This window comes from Pedococcus ginsenosidimutans, from assembly GCF_039544395.1.
Taxonomy (GTDB): Bacteria; Actinomycetota; Actinomycetes; order Actinomycetales; family Dermatophilaceae; genus Pedococcus; species Pedococcus ginsenosidimutans.
The window spans coordinates 23,575-47,770 of the sequence record NZ_BAABLO010000004.1; the positions used below are offsets into that span (position 1 = coordinate 23,575).

Consider the following 24,196-nt stretch of genomic DNA (forward strand, 5'->3'; position numbering starts at 1 on the left):
GTGCGCACCGCGCTGCTCATCGCGCGCAAGGACCTGCGCCAGCGGCTGCGGGACCGGTCGGCGCTGGTGCTCGGTTTCGTCGCCCCGCTGGTGATCGCGGCGCTCATGAGCTTCGCCTTCCAGGGGACCGACTCCTTCCACACCACCCTCGACCTCGTGGACCAGGACCACGGTGAGGTGTCGACAGCCTTCGTCCAGATGCTGCACGACCCGCAGGTCAGCGAGGTCCTCACGGTGCGGACCGTGTCGAGCGTGGCGCGCGCCCGGAGCGAAGTGGACGCCGGCACGGCGGGCGCGGCGATCATCGTGCCCTCCACCTTCACGGCCGCGGCCCACGGAGGTCGTCCCACACCGGTGACGGTCCTCGCGAGCGTCGACCACTCCATCGACGCACAGCTGGCGGAGGCCCTGACGCACTCGTTCACCGCCCAGCTCGACGCCGACAGGCTGAGTGTCGCGACGGCCCTGGCCGCTGGGGCGCCGTCGAGCTCGGCGCCCGCGCTGGCCGCCGCGTCCGGCCGCCTGCGGCTGCCCGTGTCGACCGTGCACGCGCTGTCGGGCCGCAGGGCGGTCACGGCGATCGGCTACTACGGGCCGGCCATGGGCATCTTCTTCATGTTCTTCGCGATCGGGTTCGGGGCCCGGGGCTTCTTCCTGGAACGACGCGGCGGGACGCTCGACCGCATCCTCGCCGCACCGGTGCCGGCGTGGTCGGTGCTGGCCGGGAAGTCGCTGGCCACCTTCGCGTACGGCGTGGCCAGCCTGACGACCATGTACGTCGTCACGACCGTCGCCTTCCACGCGTACTGGGGTCCCCCGTGGGCGGTGGCGACCATCGTCACCTGCCTGGCCCTCACCCTCGTCGCCCTCACCGCGGCCGTGACGACGCTCGCGCGGACCGAGCGACAGGCCGACGGGCTGGCCTCGATCGTCACCTTCGGACTCGTGCTGCTCGGCGGCAACTTCGTCGTCCTCGCGAGCGCCCCCGAGGTCGTGCGCACGCTGGCCCTCGTCACACCCAACGGCTGGGCCCTGCGGGCCTTCACGGACCTGTCGACCGGTGCAGCAGCAGGGCCGGCGGTCGTCGAGCCGGTCGTCGCCATCCTGTCCTTCACAGCGGTCGTCGGCGTCCTCGCGGCACTCGGCTCGCGACGTGCGGTACGACGATGAACGCGCTGGCCATCGCGAGCGTGTCCCTTCGCCGTATGGTGCGCGACCGCACCTCGATGTTCTTCGTCGTGCTGCTCCCCGTCCTGGTCATCCTGGTCATCGGCGTGACCGTCGGGGGCCGCAGCAGCGTCCGCGTCGCGGTGGTGGACCTCGACCACGGCCCGGTGGCTGCCGAGCTGGTGCACGAGCTCGACACGGCGAAGGGGGTCACGCTGGTCCACCTCCCCGACGTCGACGCCGCCCGGACCGAGGTGCGCCGCGGCGAGCAGGACGTGGCCGTCGTCGTCCCTGCCCACTACGGGGACCTGCTCCTCGCAGGCCGCACGGCCGGCCTCACGACCATCGACACCTCTGCCGCCGGGAACCGGCAGGCCGCGGACACCGCCGTGGGCGCCGTCATCGGCCACCACGCCACGCAGTATCAGGCTGCTGCGTTCGCGGCCGCCCACTCGGGGCGCGACGTGTCCTCCACCCTCGCTCTCGCTCGCCGGATCCAGACCGGTATGCCGACGATCACGGTCAGCACGGACGTGGTCAACGGGGCCAGCGACATCCTGCCCACGGGCTTCGGCTACAGCGCGCCCACCATGCTGGTGCTGTTCGTGTTCGTCAACGCGCTGGCCGGTGGTGCGGCGATGATCCAGACCCGGGGGCTGAGGCTCTACGACCGGATCATGGCGGCCCCCGTGCGGGCGGTCGACGTCGTCCTTGGCGAGGGGTGCGCCTACCTGCTGCTCGCACTCCTGCAGTCGGCGCTGATCGTCGGGGTGGGGATCGGCCTGTTCGGCGTGAGCTGGGGCAGCCCGGGGGGTGCGTTCGTGCTGGTGGGTCTCTGGGCGCTGGTCGGGATGGGCGCCGGCATGCTCAGCGGCACCCTCTTCCGCACCCCCGAGCAGGCCAGCGCCATCGGGCCCGCCCTGGGGATCGGCCTGGGCATGCTCGGCGGCTGCATGTGGCCGCTGGCCATCGTCTCCCCCACGATGCGCACCATCGGACACCTCGCGCCCCAGGCCTGGGCGGTCGATGCGTGGACCACCCTCATCTCCCGCGGCGGCGACCTGGCGAGCATCGCGCCGCAGCTGGGCGTCCTCGCCACCTTCGCCGTCGTGCTCGTGGGCCTTGCGAGCTTCCGCTTCCACCGCTCGCTCACGAGCTGAGGCCCGGTCATGGCCCAACCCCGGACCCGCCCCACTCGTCCTCGAGGTATGGAACGTCGGACACCGCCCCGGGTCGCCTCCCTCGTCGTCGCGCTGGCCACGACGCTGGGCACCGTCGTGACGACGGGCACCGGACCGGCCGGAGCCTCCACGACGCCCGCGAGCCTGGCCCAGGCGGCATACGCCCGCATGAGCCAGGCCCAGCGGGTCGGGCAGCTGTTCATGGTCGGGACGCCTGCCACCGGGCTGTCGACGGCCGCTGCCTATGCCGTCTCCACCTACCACGTGGGCAACCTCATCCTGACGGGGCGCAGCTACGGAGGGCCCGCTCCGGTCCGCTACCTGGCGGCAAGTGCCGACCGCCGCACCACGTCCACGGCCACCGCAGGCGTGCCCCTGCTCATCGCGACCGACCAGGAGGGAGGCGCCGTACAGGTGTTGCAGGGCAACGGGTTCACTCGCATCCCGACGGCGCTCATCCAGGGCACGTGGAGCGACGGCACGCTCACCGCGTCCGCGGCATCGTGGGCACAGCAGCTGACCCGTGCCGGCGTGAACCTCAACCTCGCGCCCGTCATGGACACCGTGCCCGCCACCCTGGGCACCGCCAACGCGCCCATCGGCCACTGGTACCGCGAGTACGGCCACACCCCCGCAGTGGTCGCCGTCAAGGGCAGCGACGTCGTGCGTGGCGAGCGCAGCGCCGGCCTGGCCGTGACGGCCAAGCACTTCCCGGGCCTGGGCCACGTGCTGGCCAACACGGACACGACTGCCGGCGTCACCGACACCGTCACGACCCGCACCGCCGCCGACCTCGCGCCCTTCCGTGCCGCCATCGCCGCGGGCGCGCCGGTGGTCATGGTCTCCCTCGCCACCTATGCCCGCATCGATGCCGCCCACCCGGCTGCCTTCTCCCCCACCGTGGTCACGGGGATGATCCGCGGCGACCTCGGCTTCCACGGCGTCGTCATGAGCGACGACCTCGGCAACGCCAGGCAGGTCGCGGCCTGGTCACCCGGCGCTCGAGCAGTCGACTTCATCTCCGCGGGGGGCGACGTCGTGCTCACCGTCAACCCCTCGGTGCTGCCGGCCATGGCCGTGGCCGTGAACGCCAGGGCGACGGCCGACCCGGTGTTCCGGGCCAAGGTGGACGCGGCCGCGTACCGGGTGCTGCTGGCCAAGGCCACGTACGGGCTGCTCGCGCCGCGACTGGCCACCGACGGCGCCCTCGGGACGCTGACCGTCGCGGCGCTGCAGCGGTGGCTTGGGCTGTCCGCGACGGGGTCCCTCGGCTCGACCACCATCCGGGCCCTGCAGGCCAGGGTCGGCACCACCGCCGACGGCCTGTGGGGCCCCGCGTCGATGGCCGCGCTCCAGTCCTACCTCGGGATCACGAGGGACGGTGCCACCACGTGGAACTCGCGGACGGTCAACGACCTCCAGGCCTACCTCAACACCCAGCTGTGACCCGTCTCCGGGGCAGTGTCCGCCCTCGGGTCGTGGAGCACAACGGCTCATCCGAGCCCTCCCCCGGTGTGCCGGATCGCGCCATGCTTGCGGCGACCACCGATGGCACGACCCGGGGAGCACCGCCATGAGGTTGGACGAGCAGACGGCACGGTCCCGCCTGGGCGAGCACGTCCACGGAGTGCTCTGCACCCTGCACCCCGAGCGTGGCCCCGACCCGGTGCCCGTGGTGTACGCCGTGAGTGGCGACGGGTACGTCGGCGTGCCGGTCGACCGGGTCAAGCCCAAGTCGTCCCAGCGGCTGCAGCGCGAGGACAACCTCGCCGCAGACCCCCGCGGGTCCCTGCTCGTCGAGCACTGGGAGACCGAGGACTGGTCGAGGCTGTGGTGGGTGCGGGCACAGCTGGAGCACGTGCCCGACCCGTCCTCCTCGGTGACCGACGACCTCGCCGACCGGCTCGCCGACACGGTCCCGCAGTACGCCGACAAGCCCTTCCACCGGGTCCTGGTCTGCCGCATCGTCGCGGTCACCGGATGGGCCGCGAGCGGGGGCTGATCCCCGAGGCCTGACGGCGCACGCACGCAGGTGCGTTGGGCGCTTGCAGCACCCACACGTGAGCTGCCCGCCCCGGTCGAGCCGGGACGGGCAGCGTGGTGAGCCAGTCAGCCCTGGGGTCTATGGCATGTGGACCGTCAGGTTGCCGTGGGTCACGGTGTACTGGTTCGTCGGCGTGAAGCCGTGGGCCACCATCCAGTGCGCGGCCGAGAGCGACGACGCGACCGAGAACCCGACCCTGTCGTACCCGTTGCGGACATCCACGACCCGCCAGACCACGACGGTGCCCTTGAGCGAGCCGGTCGGGATGACGTAGTCGAAGTAGGCCACGGACGGAGCGACCCTCACGCGGAGGACCGTCGCCACGTACGCGACGTTCGCGCTCAGGTTCCGGTACGCCACGGTGCCGCGGTCGGCGGTCCACGCGTAGTCGAAGACCTGGAAGGTCATCTGCTGGCTGGCGCCGACAGAGCCGAACCACACGCCACCAGTGGCGTGGCCGAGCAGCAGGTAGAGCTGCACGACGGTGAGGTCCCCTCCGGTGAGCCGGTAGCCGTACGTGGGGGTGAAGCCCACGTTCACCATCGAGGCGGCCGACGCGGCCGATGTCGCGACCGAGAAGCCGGCGGCGTCAGGGACGCCGTTGACGACCTTCCAGGCCAGGGGCAGTCCACTCAGCCCGGGGAAGCCTGCCGGGATGGTGTAGGCGAACCGAGCCTGCGAGTACGCGACGCGCACGACAGGAGTCGCCGCCTGGTAGACGAGCGAGCTGTCGAGGTTGGCGTAGAACGCGACCCCGGTGTCCATGGTCGGGCCGTAGTCGAGCACCGCGAACGCCAGGTGCTGACGAGGAGTCGTGCCGAACGCGGCGTTGCCGAAGGCGTAGCCACGCAGGCCGGTGCTGCTGGTCATGGCGGTGTCCAGCCCACCGCTGCTCACGGTGTAGCTGTTGGACGGCGTGAAGCCGCTGCCCACCATGGTCAGGGCTTGGCCGGCCGTCGCCGCGACCGAGAAGCCCGCGGTGTCGGGCGAGCTGTTCCGGACCTGCCAGACGATGATCAGGCCGCTCACCGAGGTGGGAGCCGTGGACGGGATCGTGTAGGCGAACCGCGCCTCGCTGTTGGTGGCCACGACGGCCATCACGCCGGCGTCGTAGGCGACCCCCGCCGAGGCGTTGGTGTACGACACCGTGCCACGGTCACCGCTGCTCCTGTCGACCATCGAGAAGGTCAGGTGCTGTGCCGACCCCCCGGTGCCGAGCATGGCGTCGCCCACGGCGTATCCGATCGTCGGCGCTGCGCTCGGGGCCGAGTCGGCCGTCGCCATGGCAGGTGCCATGAAGAGGCCACTCAGTCCGACCAGGGCGGCCGACAAGAGTGTCAGGACTTTACGCATGGGAGTTTCCTCCTTCGGGGACGACGACGCGTCCCCTGCGCGGGCCGGCGTCACGCAACACCGGCCGGCGTGCCCACCCCGGTGTCTCCGGAGCTGGTCCGTCCCCCGACACCTTCACGCTACGACCGGGGTCGCCGGCCCGACATTGCCGAAGGTCCTCCGTTCCACCACGAAGTCGACCCGTCTGTCGCCGCCGGCGGCTACCCTCTGGGCACGGTAGCGACGGTGACGCCACGGCACGCGGCCCACCAGGCGCAACACGCAGACCTGCGGGGGGACGCATGAGCACACTGACCATCCACGACGAGACCGCGTCCGGCCGGACCGTCGACGAGCTGACCATCAGTTACGGGCCGCCGACGATCACCGTCCGTGAGCTGGTCCGGTTGCGCGTGCGGGAAGAGGTCGCCCGGCACAACGCGAACCCCTCCACGACGTTCCGCGGCCTGGTCCGCCCCACCGACGCCGAGCAGGCAGCCAACGGCTACGAGCTCCGCAAGGTCCGCACCCTCGACTGGGAAGCGCAGGCGGACGTCGCCGTGGACGCGTTCAGCCGCAACGGGTTCTTCATCCTCGTCGGTGACCGGCAGGTCCTCGACCTGGACGAGGTCGTCGACCTGGCCGGCGACCCGCACATCGCGTTCGTCAGGCTGACCCCACTCGCGGGCGGCTGAGGCATGTCCCTGCTCGACAAGGCCAGGGCCGCCATGAGGGGCGTTGTGCCCACCCAGCCGGAGGTCGTGGCCGACCGTGAACGGGCCAGGATGGAACGGCTGGAGGCGCCCACGTCCATGGGCGCCCGCGCTGCGGAGCACGCAGCCTGGGTCGACCACGCGCTGGCACCTGCCCGGCACGACGACTACAGGACCCGCCAGACCCTCTTCAAGGCGCTCGCCGAGACGTTGCGGGCGGGCACTGCCGCCCAGCAGCAGGCCGCGGTGGGTCGATCCATCGCCCACGTCAGCGGCGCCCCGAGATCGAGCTCCGCCGACCCCGAGTTCGAGGTCCTCCGCGTCCTGCGGGCCCGGAAGCTGCCGTGGACCGCGGACGAGGTCGCCTGGATGCTGAACGCGACCGCCCGCCCCGACGGGCTGCTGACCTATTTCCGCCTCACGAGCGCTTCGGTGGCCCTCACGGCCGCGTCCAGGCTCCCCGAGAGCGACCTGCCGTTGCTCGCCCCCGCGCTGGAGAAGATGATCGCGTCCGCCCGTGCGGACGGGGACACCGCCGACGCCCCCAAGCTGGTCGCTCGCGCCCAGGCCCTCCTCGACCAGGCCGACCCTGTCGCCGCGGAGGAGCTGCCGGCCGGGGCGCTGGCCGACGACACGTTCGGGCCGGCCGCCCTGACCCACCTGGCCGAGCACCACGACCGCGCCACGGTCGCCGCGACGCTGCGGCACCTGACCGCGTACGGCAACGCCGTCACCCCCACGAAGAAGTGGCTGACCGTGGCGGCAGAGCTGCGTGGCGCCCACCCCGGGTCCGTCGACGTGTGCGTCTCCGTCCTCGACCTCGTCGCCGTGCACCGCGAGGCGCCGTACCAGCGCCGGCAAGGCACCCACACCTACACCGCGATCGGGTTCATCTCCGGCCAGAGCGCCGCCGTCGTCCGCGGAGCCGCGTGGGTCCTGGCCCGCGACGACGCCACCGACGCGGACGTGGCCACCCTGGGGCGCGCAGCGACCCGGTGCGGCACCGGGTTCGGCGGGTCCGGCGGCCAGGCCCGCTGCCCCCAGGTCACCTCCTCGGCCGTCGCAGTCCTCGAACGCATCGCCACCACGCAGCCGCACCTGGCCACACCGGTGGTCGCCGCCCTGTCAGGTGTGTTGGACAAGGTCGCGAACAAGTCCCTGCGCACGAGCATCGGCAAGGCCCTCGACGGGGTCGCAGCAGCGGCCGGACTCACCCAGGGCCAGCTCCTCGAACGCGCCGTCCCCACCTTCGAGCTGTCCGCGGACGGCACCGGCCAGGTCCCCGCTGGCGAGCACTCCGCCGTGCTGGCGCTCGAACACGGACCTGCCGGCGCCAAGCTCGTCACCACGTGGCGCACCCCGGACGGCAAGACGGTCAAGACGGTCCCTGCAGCCGTGAGGGCGCAGCACGGCGACGTGGTGGCCGGCCTCAAGGCCACCACGGCCCAGGTGAAGAAGGTGGCGGCGACCCAACGCCAACGCCTCGAGGAGCTCCTCGCGGTGCAGCGCACCTGGTCCGGCGACGAGTGGGCCGGCTACTACCCAGCGCACCCCGTCGTCGGCCTGTACGCCCGGACCCTCATCTGGCAGGTGGCCCCGACGGGCAACGCCGACCAGTGGTTCAGCGGGCTGCCCACCCCGGTCGACGACACCTGGGGACTGGTCAGCCACGACGGGACCGTGCACCCGGTCGGCGACACCGACAAGGTGCGCCTGTGGCACCCGATCCGCCAGCCGCTGGACGACATCAAGGGCTGGCGGGCGCACCTGACCGACACCGGGGTCCGGCAACCGTTCAAGCAGGCGTTCCGGGAGATCTACCTGCTCACGCCGGCCGAGGAGGTCACCGACACCTACTCCAACCGGTTCGCCGCCCACATCCTGCGCTACCCCCAGGCCGGTGCCCTCATCCGCGGACGCGGCTGGGCCGGCCAGCACCTGGGGTACTGGGACGGCGGCTACGAGGCCACGGCGACCAAGGAGCTCGGAGAGGAGGGCTGGCGGGCCGGGTTCGACTACTCCCTGGTCGAGCGCGACGAGGACGGGTACGAACGGGTGTCGCTGGCCGCCACCGACCAGGTCCGGTTCGAACGGCTCGCCAACGGCCGGTGGACACCGCAGCACCTGCGCGACGTGCCCCCACTGGTGTTCTCCGAGGCGATGCGCGACGTCGACCTGTTCGTGGGCGTCACCTCGATCTCGTCCGACCCCACGTGGAACGACCGTGGCACCGCCAACCACCGCGACTACTGGCACCAGGCCAGCTTCGGTGACCTGACCGAGTCGGCCCAGATGCGGCGCGAGGCCCTCGAGCGACTCCTGCCGCGCACCACCTTGGCCGGCAGGGTCGAGCTCGAGAAGAACTTCCTGCGGGTCCACGGCCACCTGCGCGACTACCGCATCCACCTGGGGTCGACGAACATCCTGATGTCGCCGGCGGACACCTACCTGTGCATCGTCCCGGCGCGGGGCGGCAAGGACCCGAAGGTGTTCCTGCCCTTCGAGGAGGGCGGCGGCAAGCTGTCGGTCATCCTGTCCAAGGCGTTCCTGCTCGCAGAGGACACGGCCATCACCGACCCGTCCATCACCCACCAGCTGCGCAACGGCCTCACCTGACCTCGCGTCGGTGTTCGCTCCACCAGCACGACGAAGCCCCTGACCCGCGTCTCCGCTGGTCAGGGGCTTCGTCGTGCTGGTGGGCGATACTGGGTTTGAACCAGTGACCTCTTCCGTGTCAAGGAAGCGCGCTACCACTGCGCCAATCGCCCGAGGGTGGTGCTTCGGGTTCGTACGTGTCGAGGTGGAGACGGGATTTGAACCCGTGTACGCGGCTTTGCAGGCCGCTGCCTCGCCTCTCGGCCACTCCACCGTGAAGGCGGTCAAACCCTCCGAGCGGATGACCGGGCTCGAACCGGCGACCTCAACCTTGGCAAGGTTGCGCTCTACCAACTGAGCTACATCCGCATTACACGCGCGTTGGTGACGAACGGGCTGGTGTTGCTACCCGCTGCGCGTGCGAAGGAAACTTATCCGATCACCCGCGTCCTCTCCAAATTGGGTGTCTTCGGAGCCCTCCGGGACCGGGGTCAGAGGCTTGCGAGCCTCCTCCTTGAGCCCCTCGAACGTGCCTGCCAAGGCGTCCGGCCCGGTGCCTGCCACGGCGTCGGGTCCCGTGCCTGCCAGCGCATTGGCCTCGGTGGCCGCGCGGCCGTCCTGGACCGCGCCGTCCCACGAGACCTCACGGGACGGCTTCGCGCCCGCACGGTGCTCCCGGCGGGCCGCCAGCCTCGCCTTGACCCACTCGACGGCCCGGGCGCGCAACGAGAGCCGCTCCTCGACCGGCCACAGGGCCCTGATCGCGGCGTTGAGGGCCGCGCCGATGAGCACGGCGATGGCCAGGGCGTAGAGGAAGATCAACAGCACGATCGGGGCGGAGAGCGGGCCGTAGATCGACGTCCCGCCCTTGAGCGACGCGGCGATGGTCCCGCGCAGCACGTAGGACGACAGCGACCACAGCACGAGCGTCAGCACCGCACCCGGCACGTCGCGCGCCCACGGCGTACGGCGCGGGGTCGAGATGTGGAACAGCGTCGCGATGCTCGCCACGGCCAGGATCGTCACCACCGGCCAGTACAGCCACGCCAGGAGCTCGATCTCCTTGGGGAGCAGGTCCTTCAGCCACGTCGGGCCGATGACGACGAGCGGGATGACGACCACCCCGACGACCAAAGAGAGGAAGTACAGGGTCAGCGAGAGCGCGCGGGTCCGCACGATCCCCCGGACGCCCGACTGCCCGTACATGATCGAGATCGTGTCGACGAACACGTTGAGGGCGCGTGAACCCGACCACACCGAGAGCAGGAAGCCGACGGAGATGAGGTCGAACCGGCCGTCCTTGAACACGTCCTGCACCGTCGGGAGCAGCGTGCCCTGGATCAGGCCGGGCGTGAGGAACCTGCCGGCCCAGGTCTGGATCCCCTCGATGATCGTGGTGACGGTGTCCTGCCCGAGCCACTTGCCGAGGTAGCCCACGCCGCCGAACAGCCCCAGCACCAGCGGTGGCAGCGACAGGAGCATGAAGAAGCCGGCCTCGGAGGCCAGGCCCGTGACGCGGTAGCGCAGGCAGACCCGGATCGTCTCGACGGTCATCCGGGCGACGGGCATGGCGCCGGGGATGCGCACCAGCTCGCGACGGACCCGCGACTTGAGACTCACCAGCCCACGGTATCCCGCATACTCTGCCCCCGTGCCCACCCACGCCGTCACCAACCAGGTGCCACCACTGCCGGACTACAACGCGCTGACCAGCAACCCCGCGCTCTGCGAGGCGCTGGACCGCTGGGGCGACGACGCCGGGTACGCGGAGGTCGAACGGCTCGGGGCGCTCTCCGGCTCCGCCCGGGCACGCGAGTGGGCGGAGCAGGCGAACACCCACGAGCCGGTCCTGCGCACCCACTCCCCCACCGGTGAGCGCCTCGACGAGGTCGACTACCACCCGGCGTGGCACTCGCTGATGGAGGTGGCGGTGGGCGGTGGCCTGACCGCCGAGCCGTGGACCCGCCCCGAGGGCTCAGGGGCCCACGTGCGACGCGCGGCCGGCTTCACCAGCTGGTCCGAGGTCGAGCAGGGCCACCTGTGCCCCGTCTCGATGACGTATGCCGCCGCGCCGGCCCTCGCGGCCAACCCTGCCCTCGCGGCGGCGTGGGTCCCCCGCCTGGCGTCCCGCACGTACGACTTCGGCCTGCGACCCGCCGCCGGCAAGGCGGGCGCGATCGCGGGCATGGGCATGACGGAGAAGCAGGGCGGCTCCGACGTGCGGGCCAACACCACCCGCGCCGTCGCGTCGCCCGGCGGCCCGCTCGAGGGCGGCGACACCTACCGCCTGACCGGCCACAAGTGGTTCTGCTCGGCGCCGATGAGCGATGCGTTCCTCGTGCTCGCCCAGACCGAGGCGGGGGTCGGGTGCTTCCTGGTACCCCGCGTGCTCGACGACGGCACGCGCAACCCCTTTGCGCTGCAACGCCTCAAGGACAAGCTCGGCAACCGCTCCAACGCCTCTTCGGAGGTCGAGCTCGACGGCACCTGGGGCGTCCGCGTCGGCGACGAGGGTCGCGGCATCCGCACCATCCTCGACATGGTCGCCGCCACCAGGCTCGACTGCGTCCTGGGCTCGACCTCGACGATGCGGGCCGCCCTGCTGCGGGCGGTCCACCACGCCAGGCACCGCTCCGCCTTCGGGGCGCTGCTCGTCGACCAGCCCCTGATGCAGAACGTCCTCGCCGACCTCGCGCTGGAGTCCGAGGCGGCCACCACGCTGGGCCTGCGGCTGGCCCATGCCGTCGACGAGGGCGACACCGCCTTCTCACGCCTCGGGGTGGCACTGGGCAAGTACTGGGTCTGCAAGCGGACCCCCGTCATGGTCGCGGAGGCGCTGGAGTGCCTGGGCGGCAACGGGTACGTCGAGGAGAACGGGCTGGCGCGGCTGTACCGAGAGGCGCCGCTCAACTCGATCTGGGAGGGGTCCGGCAACGTCAACGCCCTCGACGTCCTGCGTGCCGTGGGCCGCGAGCCGGCCTCGGTCGAGGCGTACCTCACCGAGGTGCGGCTCGCGCGCGGGCACGGCGCCACCCTCGACGCCGCCATCGACCGGCTGCCTGCCGTGATCGCGGGTGCGGCGGACCCGCTCGCCCAGGCCGGGGCCCGGCGACTGGTGGAGCGGCTGGCAGTGACCCTGCAGGCCTCCCTGCTCGCGCGGTACGCCCCGGCGGTGGTCTCCGACGCCTTCGTGGCGAGCCGGCTGGGAGGCGACCACGGTGCCACGTTCGGCACGCTCGACGCCGGTCTCAGCGCCACCAGCGCGGCCGCCCTCGTCGACCGGGCCTTCTCCGCCTGACGCCACCCGGCCGGCGACGGGGCCCGGACGATGCAGCCGCGACGGCCCGCCGCAATGCGACGAACGGACGATCGACACCCGGCTGCGGCGACCCGATACTCGCCGCATGAGAGGTCAACCAGGACGGGGAGCCGCGATCGGTCTCTTCATGGGCGCGGTGCTCGCCGCCCTGCTCATCCTCCTGCCCGCGGCGATGCGTGGCCTGACCTACCGGGACGTCACCGACCCCCTCCTCTACATGGGTCTGCCGATCATCGTGCTCGCCATGTGCGTCGGAGCCATCGTGGGCGCCCCGGCCCCGCGTCCGCAGGCCGAGGTGTGGCACGCGCCCGTCCAGCGTCCCTCGGGTGCGGCCATGGCGGCTGGTGGCATCGTGCTGCTGGCCGTCTGCGCGTTGGCCGCCTGGGTGCTGCTCTGGGGCGTCGGCTACCTCGCGGAGCCGCCGCCCGGGCTCAAGCCCTGACGCTGCGCCCGTCGGTGGGTCAGTCCTGGATGACCGAGAACACGTTCCCCGCGGGGTCGGTGAACCACGCGATGAGTGGTCCGCCGCCACGGAACACACCGTGCTCGTCGGTCTCCATCGGGGTCCCCTCGTAGCGCTCGAAGCTCACGCCTCGGGCGCTCAGCTCGGCGACGGCCGAGTCGATGTCGGCGACCGGGAAGTTGAGCACCGTGAAGCCCGCTGGCACGTGGCCGGGCTTGGGGTAGGCGATGGCCCGGTGGCCCCCGCCCAGGTGGAGGGTCAGGATGCCGTTCGCCTCGCTCACCTCGAGACCGAGCACCTGCTCGTAGAAGCGCCTCGCGGCCCCGGTGTCCGGGACGGAGAACCCGCTGAAGGCTTCCGAGCCCCGCAGCGGTGACGTGGTGGACGTGGACGCGTTCTGGTCTGGCATGACGGCTCCTCGATGGGGTTGTGCAAGGGCAGACCCGGCGTGAGCCCGGAACTCATCGCTCAGGTGGCGCGCAGGCGCTTCTGCTCTGCGGCCACGTCGTAGTCGACCGCCGGCCACTGCGGGTCCATGGCCTCGAGGTGCTCGAGGACGAGGCTCTGCACCGCGAGGCGCGCGTACCACTTGCGGTCGGCCGGGACGACGTACCACGGCGCTGCGTCCGTGGACGTCCGGTCCAGGACGGCCTGGTAGGCCTCCTGGTACTGCGGCCAGAACATCCGCTCGTCGACGTCGCCGGGGTTGTACTTCCACTGCTTGTCCGGGCGGGCCAGCCGCCGCCCGAGGCGCGCCTTCTGCTCGTCGGGCGAGATGTGCATCATCACCTTGACGATCACGGTGCCGTCGGCGACGACCTTCTCCTCGAACGCGTTGATCTGCGCGTAGCGGCGCGACCACGTCGCCCTGGGGACCAGGTCGTGCACCCGGACGACCAGGACGTCCTCGTACTGCGAGCGGTCGAACACCCCCACCTGGCCGGAGTGCGGGAGGGCGTTGCGGATGCGCCACAGGAACGGGTGGCTGCGCTCCTCCGCCGACGGTGCCTTGAACGAGGTGTAGCGGACCCCCTGAGGGTCCATCTCGCCGACGACGTGGCGCATGATGCCGCCCTTGCCGGAGGTGTCCATCCCCTGCACGACGAGCAGGAGCGACCGCTGGCCGTCCATCTTGGACTCGGCGTAGAGGCGCTCCTGGAACTCACCGATCTCACCGGCCCGCGCCGCCAGGGCCTTCTGGCCGGCGGCCTTGTCGCCGTCGAACGCCGGGGTCGACCGGGGGTCGCACTCCGCGAGGATGAAGCCTTCCCGCACGCGGAGCGCCTCGCTGAAGGACACGGGCGCGAGGGCAGTGGCCTTCGCGGCCTTGCTGTCAGGGTGCTTGCTGGCCTTCTTGGAGCGGTCGGCCCTGGCCGCTGCCGGCACCCCTGCCGCCTTGCCGGAACCGCTGGACTTCTTGTCCTTCTTCGCCATTGGCGCATCCTGTCACCGGTCGTCACCCCGCGCGAGGGCTGTGAGGCGGGAGACCGCGCGGAAGTACTTCTTGCGGTACCCCCCTGCCAGCATCTCCGGGGAGAAGATCTCTCCCAGCGGCAGTCCGCTGGCGAAGACCGGGATGTCCTCGTCGTAGAGCCGGTCGGCGAGGACGACCAGGCGCAGCGCGACCGCCTGGTCCGTGACGGCGCGCACGTGCGTCCAGCCCACTGCCGTCACGCCGTCGAGCATGGCGCGGTACCTACTGGGGTGGACCGTCGACAGGTGGCGCGTGACGTCGACGAAGTGGTCGAGGACCGCGCCCTCGCGCTCGGTCGCCGAGTGCACCTCCGCCTCGTCGAGCGGCGGGGGGCTCTCGAGCGAGTCACGGTGCCGGTAGTCGGGTCCGTCGACCGTGACGACGTCGAACCTCGAGGCCAGCGCCTGGATCTCGCGCAGGAAGTCCTCTGCCGCGAAGCGTCCCTCCCCCAGCGCGTCGGGCAACGTGTTGCTCGTCGCGGCCAGCGAGACGCCGGCCTCGGTGAGACGAGCCAGCAGTGTGGCCATGAGCACGGTGTCGCCGGGGTCGTCGAGCTCGAACTCGTCGATGCACACCAGCTGGTGACCGCTCAGCGCCTCCACGGTCTGCGCGAACCCCAGCGCGCCGACGAGGTTGGTGTACTCGACGAACGTCCCGAACGACTTCGGGCCCGACGCCGCGTGCCACAGGCTGGCCAGCAGGTGGGTCTTCCCGACACCGAACCCCCCGTCGAGGTAGATGCCCCGGCCCGCCTGCGCCCGCTTGCGTCGTCGGCCGAAGAGGCCCTTGCCGTTGCCGTTGCCGTTGCCAACGCCGGCCAGCCCGGCGGCGTACTCCTCGAGTCGCTGCACCGCGGCGGCCTGGCTCGGCTCCGCCGGGTCCGGCCGGTAGGTCGAGAAGCGTTCCCCGTCGAAGCGCGGCGGGGGCACGAGGTCGCGCACGAGGCGGTCGCGGTCGAGCTTCGGCGAGCGGTCGGTGAGGGAGGCCACGCAGGCAGCGTAGGTGAGGCAGACTCCACGCCATGCGCCTGCTGCTCAGCGAGTCCGGCACCCCCGCACCCGGCACCCAGGTGGACGAGGCGACCCTGCGGTCCCTCTACGCCACGCCCGACGACCGGTCGTGGCTCCGGGCGAACTTCGTGTCCTCCCTGGACGGCGCCGTGACCGGTGGCGACGGCCGTTCGGGCAGCATCAACACGCCGGCGGACTTCACCGTCTTCTCGCTGCTGCGCAGCCTCTCGGACGTGGTGGTCGTCGGTGCGGGGACGGTGCGTGCAGAGGGGTACCCGGCGCTGCGGGACGAGGACCCCGATGCTCCTGTCCTCGCTGTGGTCAGCAACCGCGGCCGCCTGCCGTCCACGGTCGCGGCCATGACTTCTCCCAGGGGCAGCGCCCTGCTCGTCACCTGCGAGGCTGCGGCGTCGGCGGACGTCGAGCGGGCGCGCGCGGTCCTCGGCGACGAGAACGTCATCGTCGTCGGCTCCGACCGTGTTGACCTGGTCGCGGCGAGGAAATCGTTGGAGGACAAGGGTTTTCGACGCATCCTGTCCGAGGGCGGCCCCTCACTCTTCGGGGCCATGCTCGACGCCGGGGTGGTCGACGAAGTCGACCTGACCTGGGCGCCGACACTCGTCGGTGGCGGGCCGGGCCGGATCACCGCCGGGCCGTCGGTGGACCTGGCGCTGACGCCGATGGTGATGCTCGAGGAGGACGGCACGGTGCTCGGTCGCTGGCGCGTCGACCGCTGAGCCGCTGACCGCCTCCGGCCCACTGCCCGGCCGACTGGTGCGCGCGCGTCGCCGCCCTGCCCAAAAGCCGTCGTGTCTGCGAGCTGCCTCTGGGTAGCCTGCGGGGCCATGAGTCCTGAGAGTCGCGAGTCGGTGGTGGAGGTGCCCGATCGCGGCCCGGTGCCGCGAAGGCTGTCCCTCGACGTGGACACCGTCCGCGATCTCGTCGCAGACCAGTTCCCCCACTGGGCGGACCTGCCCGTCTCACCGGTGCCCACCCCGGGATGGGACAACTTCACCTTTCGCCTCGCGGACGACATGCTCGTGCGGCTGCCCAGCGCCGCGGAGTACGCGCTGGCAGTCGAGAAGGAGCATCGTTGGCTGCCCGAGCTGGCCGAACAGCTCCCGGTCCCGACCCCCGAGCCGTTGGCCCAGGGGATGCCGGGAGCCGGGTACCCGTTCCGCTGGTCGGTCTACCGGTGGCTCCCGGGCGAGCCGGCCGCCCCGTCCACCCTCACCGACCCGATGGGGTTCGCCGAGGACGTGACCGACTTCCTGCTGGCGATGCGGGGCATCGACCCCACGGGTGGTCCGCAGCCGGGCGTCCACAACTGGTTCCGAGGCGGGACCCTGCGCACCTTCGACGCGACGGCTCGGGACGCCCTCGCACGGCTCGACGGCCAGGTCGAGGTCAGGCTGGCTGCTGCCGCGTGGGACGACTCCCTGGAGGCTCGATGGGACGGCGTGGACACGTGGTTCCACGGCGACCTCGCAGCGGGGAACCTCCTGCTCGACCGGGGCAGGCTCGCCGCGGTCATCGACTTCGGGACCTGCGGGGTCGGCGACCCGTCCTGCGACCTGGCCGTCGCCTGGACCGTGCTCGACCTCCCCGGGCGCCGCCTCCTTCGCGAACGGCTCGGCATCGACGCCTCGACGTGGGCGCGTGGGCGCGGGTGGGCCCTGTGGAAGACGCTGAGCAACCTGGCCAACGACCTCGAGGACGAGGACGAGCACTCAGCAGGGCAGTCGCGTCGGATCGTCGACGCGATCCTCGACGACTTCAGCACCTCCACCTGACCTGCTCCGGACTGGTCGATGGACCTGTCTCGGGACGCAAATGTCGTTGCACGGCAAGACAATTCGCTGTGGACAGCCTTCCGCTGTCGTTCGAACACCTGTACGATTGGGGTATGTCGACCAGCCCGCTCGCGCAGTCCCGGCACCGCCGGCAGCAGCAGCTGTGGGCGCGCACCGCGACAGTGGCGGGGCGGTTGAACCGGGCGCAGGCGGAACTGGTCGACATCGCTGCCGAGCTGATCGAGGACCGGCACTGGGGTGATGGTGGGTTCAAGACCCCGGAGCACCACCTGGTCGTGCGGGCCGGGCTGTCCCCGGCGCACGCCGGCGACGTGGTGCGGGTCGCCCGGCGTAGGTCCGAGCTGGTCGAGGCGTCCGCTGCGCTGGAGGCGGGTGAGCTGTCGCTGGACCAGGTCGCGGTCATCGCCCGCGCCGTCCCGGCCAGCCACCAGGCCTCGGTCACCGCCCCGGCCCGCGAGGCCACGGTGCCGCAGCTGCGCCGCGCGGTGGCCCGACACGCCTTCCCCGCCCCACCGGCCACCCGCTGACGGGGCCGAGAACGAAACGACCGTCGGCGTTGAGCCGCTCCCGGCTGAAACTCGGTCGGTGTCAGAGCAAAGGGCGTGTGCAAAGCCGGAGCTGTCGATGAGCTACGACGCCGATGGCCGGTTCCAGCTGCGGTACTCCGCGCCGGCGACCATCGGCGCGCTGGTGGAGCAGGCGGTGAGGGAGGCCAAGGACGCGTTGTTCACCCGCCGCCGCGACACCGCAGCTGCCGACAGCTTTGTCGACCACGACGCGGGGGACGACCGGCACGCAGGCCTGCCCACGTACGCGGATGCGTTGGAGGAGATGGCCACCCGGTCCCTCGCCTCGGTGACGTCGACGTCCCGGGCGTCGCACTACCGGGTGTACCTGCACCTGGACACCGACGTCGCCTGGGTGTCCGGTGGGCACGCGATCCCACTGCGACTGCTCGGCCGGTTCATCAGCGACGGCACGGTGCAGCCCGTCTGGGAGACCGAGGGCACCCCGGTGTCGGTGGGGCGGGCGATGCGGATCCTGCCCGAGCGCACCCGACGCCTCATCCACGACCGCGACCCCGGGTGCCGGTTCCCCGGCTGCACCACCACCGCCTTCACCGAGGTCCACCACCTCACCCCCTGGGCCGACGGCGGCCGCACCGACCTCGCCAACCAGGTCCTGCTCTGCACGGTCCACCATGACGGCATCGACCGCGGCGACCACACCATCACCGGCGACCCCACCCGCCCCGACGGGCTGATGGTGACCAACCGGTACGGACTACCCGTCCGCCCACCCCGACCCCACGAAACCGCACTATCACCGGACGCCGACCCCGAACCTCCCCCGGGCACCTACCGCCCACCCACCGGCGGACCCCTCCGATGGACCGACCTCGAGCTCCCACCTGACACCGACCTCGGCCGACGACGCCTCACCGTCCTGCCACCACCCGTACCACCACGCTCGGCAGCCCCCGAACCTGAACCAGCACTCGAGCCTGAACCCGAGTTCGTGTCCTGGCTCGACGACCCCGCCAATCCCGACCGCGGGCTCATCCGCGTCCTCTGACGCGGCAGGGGACTGCTAGCTGCTGACGAAGTCGGCGACCGAGCGCTCCCACCGCTCCGGGTCGACGTTCCACTCCTTGGTGTGCCGTGCAGTCTCCCAGCGCTCCATGGTCACCAGGTCCGGGCGGCCCGCGGCCAGCGCCTGCGAAGGCCCCACCGGGACGAACTCGTCGTCGACGGAGTGAATGACCAGCATGCGGTGGCGCAGCTCCCCTGCCCGGCTCACCCAGTCGGTCTCGGCCACGTCGACCGGGTCGTGCACGCCGACGAGCCGCCGTGCCCAGCGCTTGCCCATGAGGACGCGGCTGAGCCCGCCGATCGGGTCGGGGATGCCGTGGATGCGGGCATGGTGGCGCAGGACGTCGGTCCAGTCGACGACCGGGGCGTCGAGGACGACGTGGCTGACGTGGTCGGCGAGCCACGAACGGCTCAACGTCTGCAGCACGATCGCCCCACCCATCGACCACCCGACCAGCACCAGCTCACGGGCGCCCTGCTGCACGGCCCACAGGCCGGCGTCCTCGATGTCGCGCCACTCCGACAGCCCCAGGTTGTACCGCCCGTCGGCGCCGCGCCGGGCTCCGAGGTCGTTGCGGTAGGACGGCACGATCACGTTGACGCCGTTCTCCACCAGCGGCCGCACGGCACGCAGCCCCTCGTCGCGCCGGGCGCCACGGCCGTGCACGAGGACGGCCCACCGCGTGGAGGGGGTGGTGGAACGGACCACCCAGGCCGGCATCGTCCCCAGCTCGGTCAGCACGTCGACGTACTCCGTCCGCACCCCGAGCGCCCGGTCCGGCGGTCCGGCGTAGAAGTACTGGTTCCACCGCCCGAAGCCGGGCGCGAGGTGGCCACGGTCGACCCCGAGCACCTCGCGCCGTACGCGTCCGCGCTCCTCGTCGACGTCGAGCAGGTCGCCCAGCCGCGCGTGCCCGGTCGACTGGTCGAGCCACAGTCCGTAGCGACCCGGCATCACCGTCTCCGGCGTCAGGCCGAGGGTCACGACGTCCTCGTCGACGGCAAGGATCGAGGTGTCGTCGGGCCGCTGCCGGTCGGGGGTGAGCGCCCGTCGTGCGAAGTAGGCGGCCGCGCCGACCGAGGACACCGCCGCGGTCGCCGCCAAGGCGCCCCCGGTCACCCCGGCCACCGTCGCGGTCGTCCTCAGCGGGCCCCTGCCGGCTCCCCCAGCGGTCGTGGTCGACGTGCTCATCGGCCGGGCTCGCCCAGGACGTCGGCCAGGTCGAAGCTCACCGGTTCCTCCAGCTGCTCGTAGGTGCAGGACTCCGGGTCGCGGTCGTCGCGCCAGCGCACGAACTGCGCCGTGTGGCGGAAGCGGACGCCCTCCATGTGGTCGTACTTCACCTCGACGACCCGCTCGGGTCGCAGCGGGGTGAAGGAGAGGTCCTTGCCGGCGTTCCAGCGGCTCGTGGCCCCGCTGGTGGGGGTCCGGGTGCCGGCCTCCTCCTTCGCCCACGCCCACGGGTGGTCGTCGAAGGTCGTGACCAGTGGCTGCAGCTCCTCGAAGAGCTCCTTGCGGCGAGCCATCGGGAACGCACCGATCACCCCGACGCTCATGAGGGATCCCGCGTCGTCGTAGAGGCCCAGCATCAGCGACCCGACGAGGTCGTCACCCGTCTTGTGGGTGCGGTACCCCGCCACCACGCAGTCTGCGGTGCGGACGTGCTTGATCTTGAGCATGGTCCGCTTGTCCTGCTCGTAGGTGCCCGACAGCGGTTTCGCGATCACACCGTCGAGCCCGGCGCCCTCGAACTGCTCGAACCACTCCCGCGCCACCGCCGGGTCGCGGGTGGCCCGGGTCAGGTGGATGGGCGCCTCTACCTCCCCGAAAGCCTTCTCCAGCAAGGCTCTGCGCTCCTCGAACGGCCGTCCGGTGAGGTCGTCCCCGCCCAGCGACAGCAGGTCGAACGCCACGAACTGCGCCGGCGTCTCGGCAGCGAGCCTCTTCACCCGGCTGGCCGCGGGGTGGATGCGCTGCTGCAGCGCCTCGAAGTCGAGCCGGTCGCCAGAACCCCCCACCACGACGATCTCCCCGTCGACCACGGCCTGGTCCGGGAAGTTCTCGAGCACCGCCTCGACGACCTCGGGGAAGTAGCGCGTCATCGGCTTCTCGTTGCGGCTGCCGATCTCCACCGAGTCACCCGACCGGAAGATGATCGATCGGAACCCGTCCCACTTGGGCTCGAACAGGTAGTCGCCCTCGGGAATGTCCTTGACCGGCTTGGCCAGCATCGGCGCGACCGGTGGCACGACCGGCCCCCACCGCGCCCGCAGCTCGGCGTCGCGGTCGGCCTTCGGCGTCATGTAGTCCTCGTCGGTCTTGTCCTTGCGCCGCTTGCTCGGTTGCACGCGCGGCGGCTCCCCCGGCATCTTCGGGTAGTCCGGCGGGAAGTTGAGCTCGCCGAGCCCTCGCTCGTGGATGTCCTTGTCCCACAGCGCGATCGCGCCGGTGACGTCACCCACGGCCTCGTCCATCCCGGCCCACGCGTCGCCCGAGTCCGCGAGGATCGCCGGCACGGTCCGCACGGTGAACTCCCCCGGGTCGACGCCGACGAGCTGGTCCCAGCCCAGCGGCATGCTCACCGGTGCACCGGGCAGCGGACGCGGGCTGTACGCAGACGCGATGGTGCGGTCGCGGCACGCCTGGTTGAAGTCGACGAACACCCGTTCGCCCCGCTCCTCCTTCCACCAGGAGGAGGTGACGAGGTCGGGCAGGCGGCGCTCGAGCTCACGCGCGATACCGATGACCCCGTGGCGCACGTCGAGGAACTCGTGGGTCGGGGCGACCCGGACGAACACGTGCACGCCGCGGTTGCCGGAGGTCTTGGCCCACCCGGTGAGCCCGATCTCGGTGAGGAGCTCGCGCAGGGCGACCGCCGCCTCCACCGCGTCGGCGAAGGTGCGGCCCGGCTGGGGGTCGAGGTCGATCCGCAGCTCGTCGGGCCGGTCGACGTCCGCGGTGCGCACCGGCCAGGGGTGGAAGGTCACGGTGTTCATCTGCATGCCCCACACGACGGCCGCGGGCTCGTCGACCACGACCTGCAGGTGCCGGCGCCCCGAGGGGTAGGTGCACATCACCGGCGTGATGAAGTCGGGCATGCCCTTGGGCGGGTTCTTCGTCCAGAACTCCTCGCCCGTGATGCCGTCGGGGAAGCGCTGGAGCGTCACCGGGCGATGACCCAGCGCGTTCATGAACCCGTCCCGCACGTCCACGGCGTACTGCGCGAGGTCGAGCTTGGTGATGCCGTCGTCGGGCCAGATCAGCCGGTCCGGGCTGGAGATGCGCACCTCCCGCGTGTCGCCCCAGGGCCCCCCGGGGACCTCCACCGTCGTCGCCACTGCCGCCATGGCCCGACCCTATCCGGCGGGCCCGTCAGGGACCCGGGACAATGGCGGGGAGACCCCGGCGACCGCCCCGGGACCAATTTCGCCCCCGGCCGCGTTGCACAGGGCGTGAGACTGAACCGAAGGAGTCGTGACGTGAGCATGGAGAAGACCGACCGCACGTACGCCGTGACCAAGTCCGAGGACGAGTGGCGCGCCGAGCTCAGCCCGGCGGAGTACCAGGTGCTGCGCCAGGCGGGCACCGAGCGGCCGTACGTCGGGGAGTACACCGACACCAAAACGGAGGGCGTGTACGCCTGTCGCGCCTGCGGTGCGGAGCTGTTCACCTCGGGCACGAAGTTCGACAGCCACTGCGGCTGGCCGTCCTTCTACTCCCCGCTCGCCGGTGACAGCGTCGAGTACATCGAGGACCACTCGATGGGGATGAAGCGGGTCGAGGTCCGTTGCGCGAGCTGCGGCAGCCACCTGGGCCACGTCTTCGAGGGCGAGGGCTACGACACCCCGACCGACCAGCGCTTCTGCATCAACTCCATCTCGATGACGCTGCGCCCCGCCGCCGGGGCCTGACCGACACCGGGGCCTGACCGACACCGGCCCTGACCGACACCGGAGCCGTCGAGGTCGTCACCCGACGACCTCGACGGCTCGCCGTCGTGCCAAACGCGTAGCCGGGGACACCCGCCGTCGTCACCCTGGGGTAGTCCGGCAACTCGTTGACAGCGACCTGCCCCCGGCGGACCGTTTCCGGTGCCGTGCACCCCACCGATCGTGGGGTGCACTCGAGCGCCAGTCGTGCGGAGACCTTGGCGCCGGCACGTCGGAAGGGGTTCCCAGTGAATCCACGAATGCGTAACAAGGGCAGAGCAATTGCGGTTCTCGCAGCCTCGGCTACGGCGCTGTTGACCGGCGCCGCCGTCAGTGCGGCAGGCGCTGCGACGACCGACTCCACCTCGACCAGCCATGCCACGGTGGCGTGCTCGGCACAGGCCAGCGCGCCGGGCAACGCCCGGCTCCGCGGCGTCACCCGAGCGGTCTCGTCCTCCACCGGGTGCGCCACGTCGGCGACCTCGACCTCGACGTCCGGGCCACCGACCAGCACCACCAGTGACGCGGCCGTCGGCACCCCGCCGCTGATCTTCCACGGCGGCCCGGTGATGGGTACGAAGCAGACGGGACCGTTGTTCGTGACGCCCATCTTCTGGACGCCGGCCGGGCACACCATGGATCCCGCCTACACGTCCATCATCCGCAAGTACCTCGCCGACGTGGCCGCCGACAGCGGGAGCCACACCAACGTCTACTCGACGCTGAACGAGTACTTCGGCAGCAACGGCGTCATGCGCTACAAGATGAAGCTCACGAAGGCGGTCACCGACACCGCTCCCCTGCCGGCCGACGGGTGCGAGGTCGCAGCCAACGACACGAGCAACATCTACGCCGACCTCAGCGGCTACGACGCCTGCCTCGACGACAGCCAGGTCATCGCCGAGACCAACCGCATCGTGGCGGCCAAGGACATGCCGGTGGACTACGGCCACATCTACGTCATGTTCCTGCCCAAGCACGTCGAGTCGTGCTTCTTCGCCGGTTCGACGCTCACCGCGGACAACGCCTGCACCATCAACCACCAGCCGAGCGCCGCGTACTGCGCGTACCACAACCAGGACACCGGACAGGGAACCGTGTACGCGAACATGCCGTTCCCGGTCTACCTGTCACCTGTCGGGTACACCTGCGGGAGCAACGCCCGTGGACACGGGATCATCGAGTCGCCCAACGGCAACCCCGACGCCGACACCGAGATCAGCCCGACCAGCCACGAGATCATGGAGGCTGCGACGGACCCCGACACGGTGACGGGCTGGTACGACCGGACCGGCTACGAGAACGGCGACGAGTGCGCCTACGTCTACGGGACCATGAGCGGCACCGCGGGCAGCCGGTACAACCAGGTCATCAACGGGCACCGCTACCTCACCCAGGAGGAGTTCAGCAACAGGGACTTCGCCCTCACCGGGCGGGGATGCCTCCAGTACGAGGGCTGACCCGCACACCACCGGCGTGACGCCGGCTCTCGACGTCACGCCCACGCGGGGGTCCCGCGACCCGTCCGGGACCCCCGCCCAGTGGGCAGCCTCGCCCCGTGG

Annotated in this window: 21 protein-coding genes and 3 tRNA genes; 14 read left to right on the forward strand and 10 right to left on the reverse strand. The window is 71.5% G+C overall.

Annotation, left to right across the window (positions count from 1 at the left end; translation table 11 throughout):
- The 4 genes from ABEA42_RS04925 (at position 1) to ABEA42_RS04940 (ending at position 4,350) form a co-directional block, all read left to right on the forward strand.
- Positions 1-1,170, forward strand: a complete 1,170-nt coding sequence (locus ABEA42_RS04925) for an ABC transporter permease (RefSeq protein WP_345501561.1) — start codon at positions 1-3, stop codon at positions 1,168-1,170.
- Positions 1,167-2,327 carry an ABC transporter permease gene (locus ABEA42_RS04930; protein ID WP_345501563.1) on the forward strand — a complete coding sequence of 387 codons (1,161 nt, stop codon included), beginning with the start codon at positions 1,167-1,169 and terminating at the stop codon, positions 2,325-2,327. Before ABEA42_RS04925 ends, ABEA42_RS04930 begins: the two co-directional genes overlap by 4 nt.
- Before the next feature lie 48 nt (positions 2,328-2,375).
- A complete protein-coding gene (locus ABEA42_RS04935; RefSeq protein ID WP_345501564.1) occupies positions 2,376-3,794 on the forward strand; it encodes a glycoside hydrolase family 3 N-terminal domain-containing protein in 1,419 nt (472 codons plus the stop codon).
- 127 nt (positions 3,795-3,921) lie between these two features.
- Positions 3,922-4,350, forward strand: a complete 429-nt coding sequence (locus ABEA42_RS04940; protein WP_345501565.1) for a PNPOx family protein — start codon at positions 3,922-3,924, stop codon at positions 4,348-4,350.
- 120 nt (positions 4,351-4,470) lie between these two features.
- On the opposite strand, the gene ABEA42_RS04945 is transcribed toward ABEA42_RS04940, so the two are convergent.
- Complete coding sequence (locus tag ABEA42_RS04945) at positions 4,471-5,745, reverse strand: hypothetical protein (protein ID WP_345501566.1); 1,275 nt, start codon at positions 5,743-5,745, stop codon at positions 4,471-4,473.
- A gap of 281 nt (positions 5,746-6,026) precedes the next feature.
- Between ABEA42_RS04945 and ABEA42_RS04950 the strand changes: the two genes are divergently transcribed.
- Together ABEA42_RS04950 and ABEA42_RS04955 are read left to right on the forward strand one after the other, a co-directional pair.
- Positions 6,027-6,419 carry a hypothetical protein gene (locus ABEA42_RS04950; protein ID WP_345501567.1) on the forward strand — a complete coding sequence of 131 codons (393 nt, stop codon included), beginning with the start codon at positions 6,027-6,029 and terminating at the stop codon, positions 6,417-6,419.
- A gap of 45 nt (positions 6,420-6,464) precedes the next feature.
- Positions 6,465-9,053, forward strand: coding sequence for a DUF4132 domain-containing protein (locus ABEA42_RS04955; RefSeq protein WP_345501569.1), 2,589 nt, complete (start codon positions 6,465-6,467; stop codon positions 9,051-9,053).
- Positions 9,054-9,130: 77 nt separating this feature from the next.
- On the opposite strand, the gene ABEA42_RS04960 is transcribed toward ABEA42_RS04955, so the two are convergent.
- From ABEA42_RS04960 to ABEA42_RS04975, 4 genes are all read right to left on the reverse strand, one after another.
- Positions 9,131-9,205: transfer RNA gene (locus ABEA42_RS04960), tRNA-Val, on the reverse strand.
- Between the two features lie 30 nt (positions 9,206-9,235).
- A tRNA-Cys gene (locus ABEA42_RS04965) sits at positions 9,236-9,306 on the reverse strand.
- A 22-nt stretch (positions 9,307-9,328) separates the two neighbouring features.
- Positions 9,329-9,401, reverse strand: a tRNA-Gly gene (locus ABEA42_RS04970).
- A 36-nt stretch (positions 9,402-9,437) separates the two neighbouring features.
- The gene (locus ABEA42_RS04975) at positions 9,438-10,652 is read right to left on the reverse strand and encodes a YihY/virulence factor BrkB family protein (RefSeq protein ID WP_345501570.1); all 1,215 of its coding nucleotides are present in this window, start codon (positions 10,650-10,652) and stop codon (positions 9,438-9,440) included.
- A gap of 31 nt (positions 10,653-10,683) precedes the next feature.
- Here ABEA42_RS04975 and ABEA42_RS04980 point away from each other — a divergent pair, with 31 nt between their 5' ends.
- Together ABEA42_RS04980 and ABEA42_RS04985 are read left to right on the forward strand one after the other, a co-directional pair.
- The gene (locus ABEA42_RS04980; protein ID WP_345501571.1) at positions 10,684-12,330 is read left to right on the forward strand and encodes an acyl-CoA dehydrogenase family protein; all 1,647 of its coding nucleotides are present in this window, start codon (positions 10,684-10,686) and stop codon (positions 12,328-12,330) included.
- 106 nt (positions 12,331-12,436) lie between these two features.
- Positions 12,437-12,793: a hypothetical protein gene (locus tag ABEA42_RS04985; RefSeq protein WP_345501572.1), complete on the forward strand. Its 357-nt coding sequence runs from the start codon at positions 12,437-12,439 to the stop codon at positions 12,791-12,793.
- Positions 12,794-12,812: 19 nt separating this feature from the next.
- Here the strand turns inward: ABEA42_RS04985 and ABEA42_RS04990 are convergent, their stop codons facing one another.
- Genes ABEA42_RS04990 through zapE form a run of 3 tightly spaced genes read right to left on the reverse strand, consistent with a single transcriptional unit; the run spans position 12,813 to position 15,277 of the window.
- A complete protein-coding gene (locus ABEA42_RS04990; protein WP_345501574.1) occupies positions 12,813-13,223 on the reverse strand; it encodes a VOC family protein in 411 nt (136 codons plus the stop codon).
- A 59-nt stretch (positions 13,224-13,282) separates the two neighbouring features.
- Positions 13,283-14,248 (reverse strand): polyphosphate kinase 2 family protein, encoded by a 966-nt coding sequence (locus tag ABEA42_RS04995; protein WP_345501575.1) that lies wholly within the window; start codon positions 14,246-14,248, stop codon positions 13,283-13,285.
- A gap of 12 nt (positions 14,249-14,260) precedes the next feature.
- Complete coding sequence (zapE, locus tag ABEA42_RS05000) at positions 14,261-15,277, reverse strand: cell division protein ZapE (RefSeq protein ID WP_425571984.1); 1,017 nt, start codon at positions 15,275-15,277, stop codon at positions 14,261-14,263.
- A gap of 32 nt (positions 15,278-15,309) precedes the next feature.
- Here zapE and ABEA42_RS05005 point away from each other — a divergent pair, with 32 nt between their 5' ends.
- The 4 genes from ABEA42_RS05005 (at position 15,310) to ABEA42_RS05020 (ending at position 18,687) form a co-directional block, all read left to right on the forward strand.
- Positions 15,310-16,035 (forward strand): dihydrofolate reductase family protein, encoded by a 726-nt coding sequence (locus tag ABEA42_RS05005; RefSeq protein ID WP_345501576.1) that lies wholly within the window; start codon positions 15,310-15,312, stop codon positions 16,033-16,035.
- A gap of 108 nt (positions 16,036-16,143) precedes the next feature.
- Entirely contained in the window at positions 16,144-17,091 is a 948-nt protein-coding gene (locus ABEA42_RS05010; RefSeq protein ID WP_345501577.1) for an aminoglycoside phosphotransferase family protein, read from the forward strand.
- A gap of 113 nt (positions 17,092-17,204) precedes the next feature.
- Positions 17,205-17,639, forward strand: a complete 435-nt coding sequence (locus tag ABEA42_RS05015; RefSeq protein ID WP_345501578.1) for a DUF222 domain-containing protein — start codon at positions 17,205-17,207, stop codon at positions 17,637-17,639.
- Between the two features lie 97 nt (positions 17,640-17,736).
- The gene (locus tag ABEA42_RS05020; protein WP_345501579.1) at positions 17,737-18,687 is read left to right on the forward strand and encodes an HNH endonuclease signature motif containing protein; all 951 of its coding nucleotides are present in this window, start codon (positions 17,737-17,739) and stop codon (positions 18,685-18,687) included.
- A 15-nt stretch (positions 18,688-18,702) separates the two neighbouring features.
- Here ABEA42_RS05020 and ABEA42_RS05025 read toward each other — a convergent pair whose 3' ends face one another.
- Together ABEA42_RS05025 and ABEA42_RS05030 are read right to left on the reverse strand one after the other, a co-directional pair.
- Positions 18,703-19,896, reverse strand: coding sequence for an alpha/beta hydrolase family protein (locus tag ABEA42_RS05025; RefSeq protein WP_345501580.1), 1,194 nt, complete (start codon positions 19,894-19,896; stop codon positions 18,703-18,705).
- Complete coding sequence (locus ABEA42_RS05030) at positions 19,893-22,052, reverse strand: ATP-dependent DNA ligase (protein ID WP_345501581.1); 2,160 nt, start codon at positions 22,050-22,052, stop codon at positions 19,893-19,895. The genes ABEA42_RS05025 and ABEA42_RS05030 overlap by 4 nt, the downstream gene beginning before the upstream one ends.
- A 138-nt stretch (positions 22,053-22,190) precedes the next feature.
- Here ABEA42_RS05030 and msrB point away from each other — a divergent pair, with 138 nt between their 5' ends.
- Positions 22,191-22,616, forward strand: a complete 426-nt coding sequence (msrB, locus tag ABEA42_RS05035) for a peptide-methionine (R)-S-oxide reductase MsrB (protein WP_345502591.1) — start codon at positions 22,191-22,193, stop codon at positions 22,614-22,616.
- Between the two features lie 332 nt (positions 22,617-22,948).
- Entirely contained in the window at positions 22,949-24,094 is a 1,146-nt protein-coding gene (locus tag ABEA42_RS05040) for a hypothetical protein (RefSeq protein ID WP_345501583.1), read from the forward strand.
- Positions 24,095-24,196: the final 102 nt, after the last annotated feature.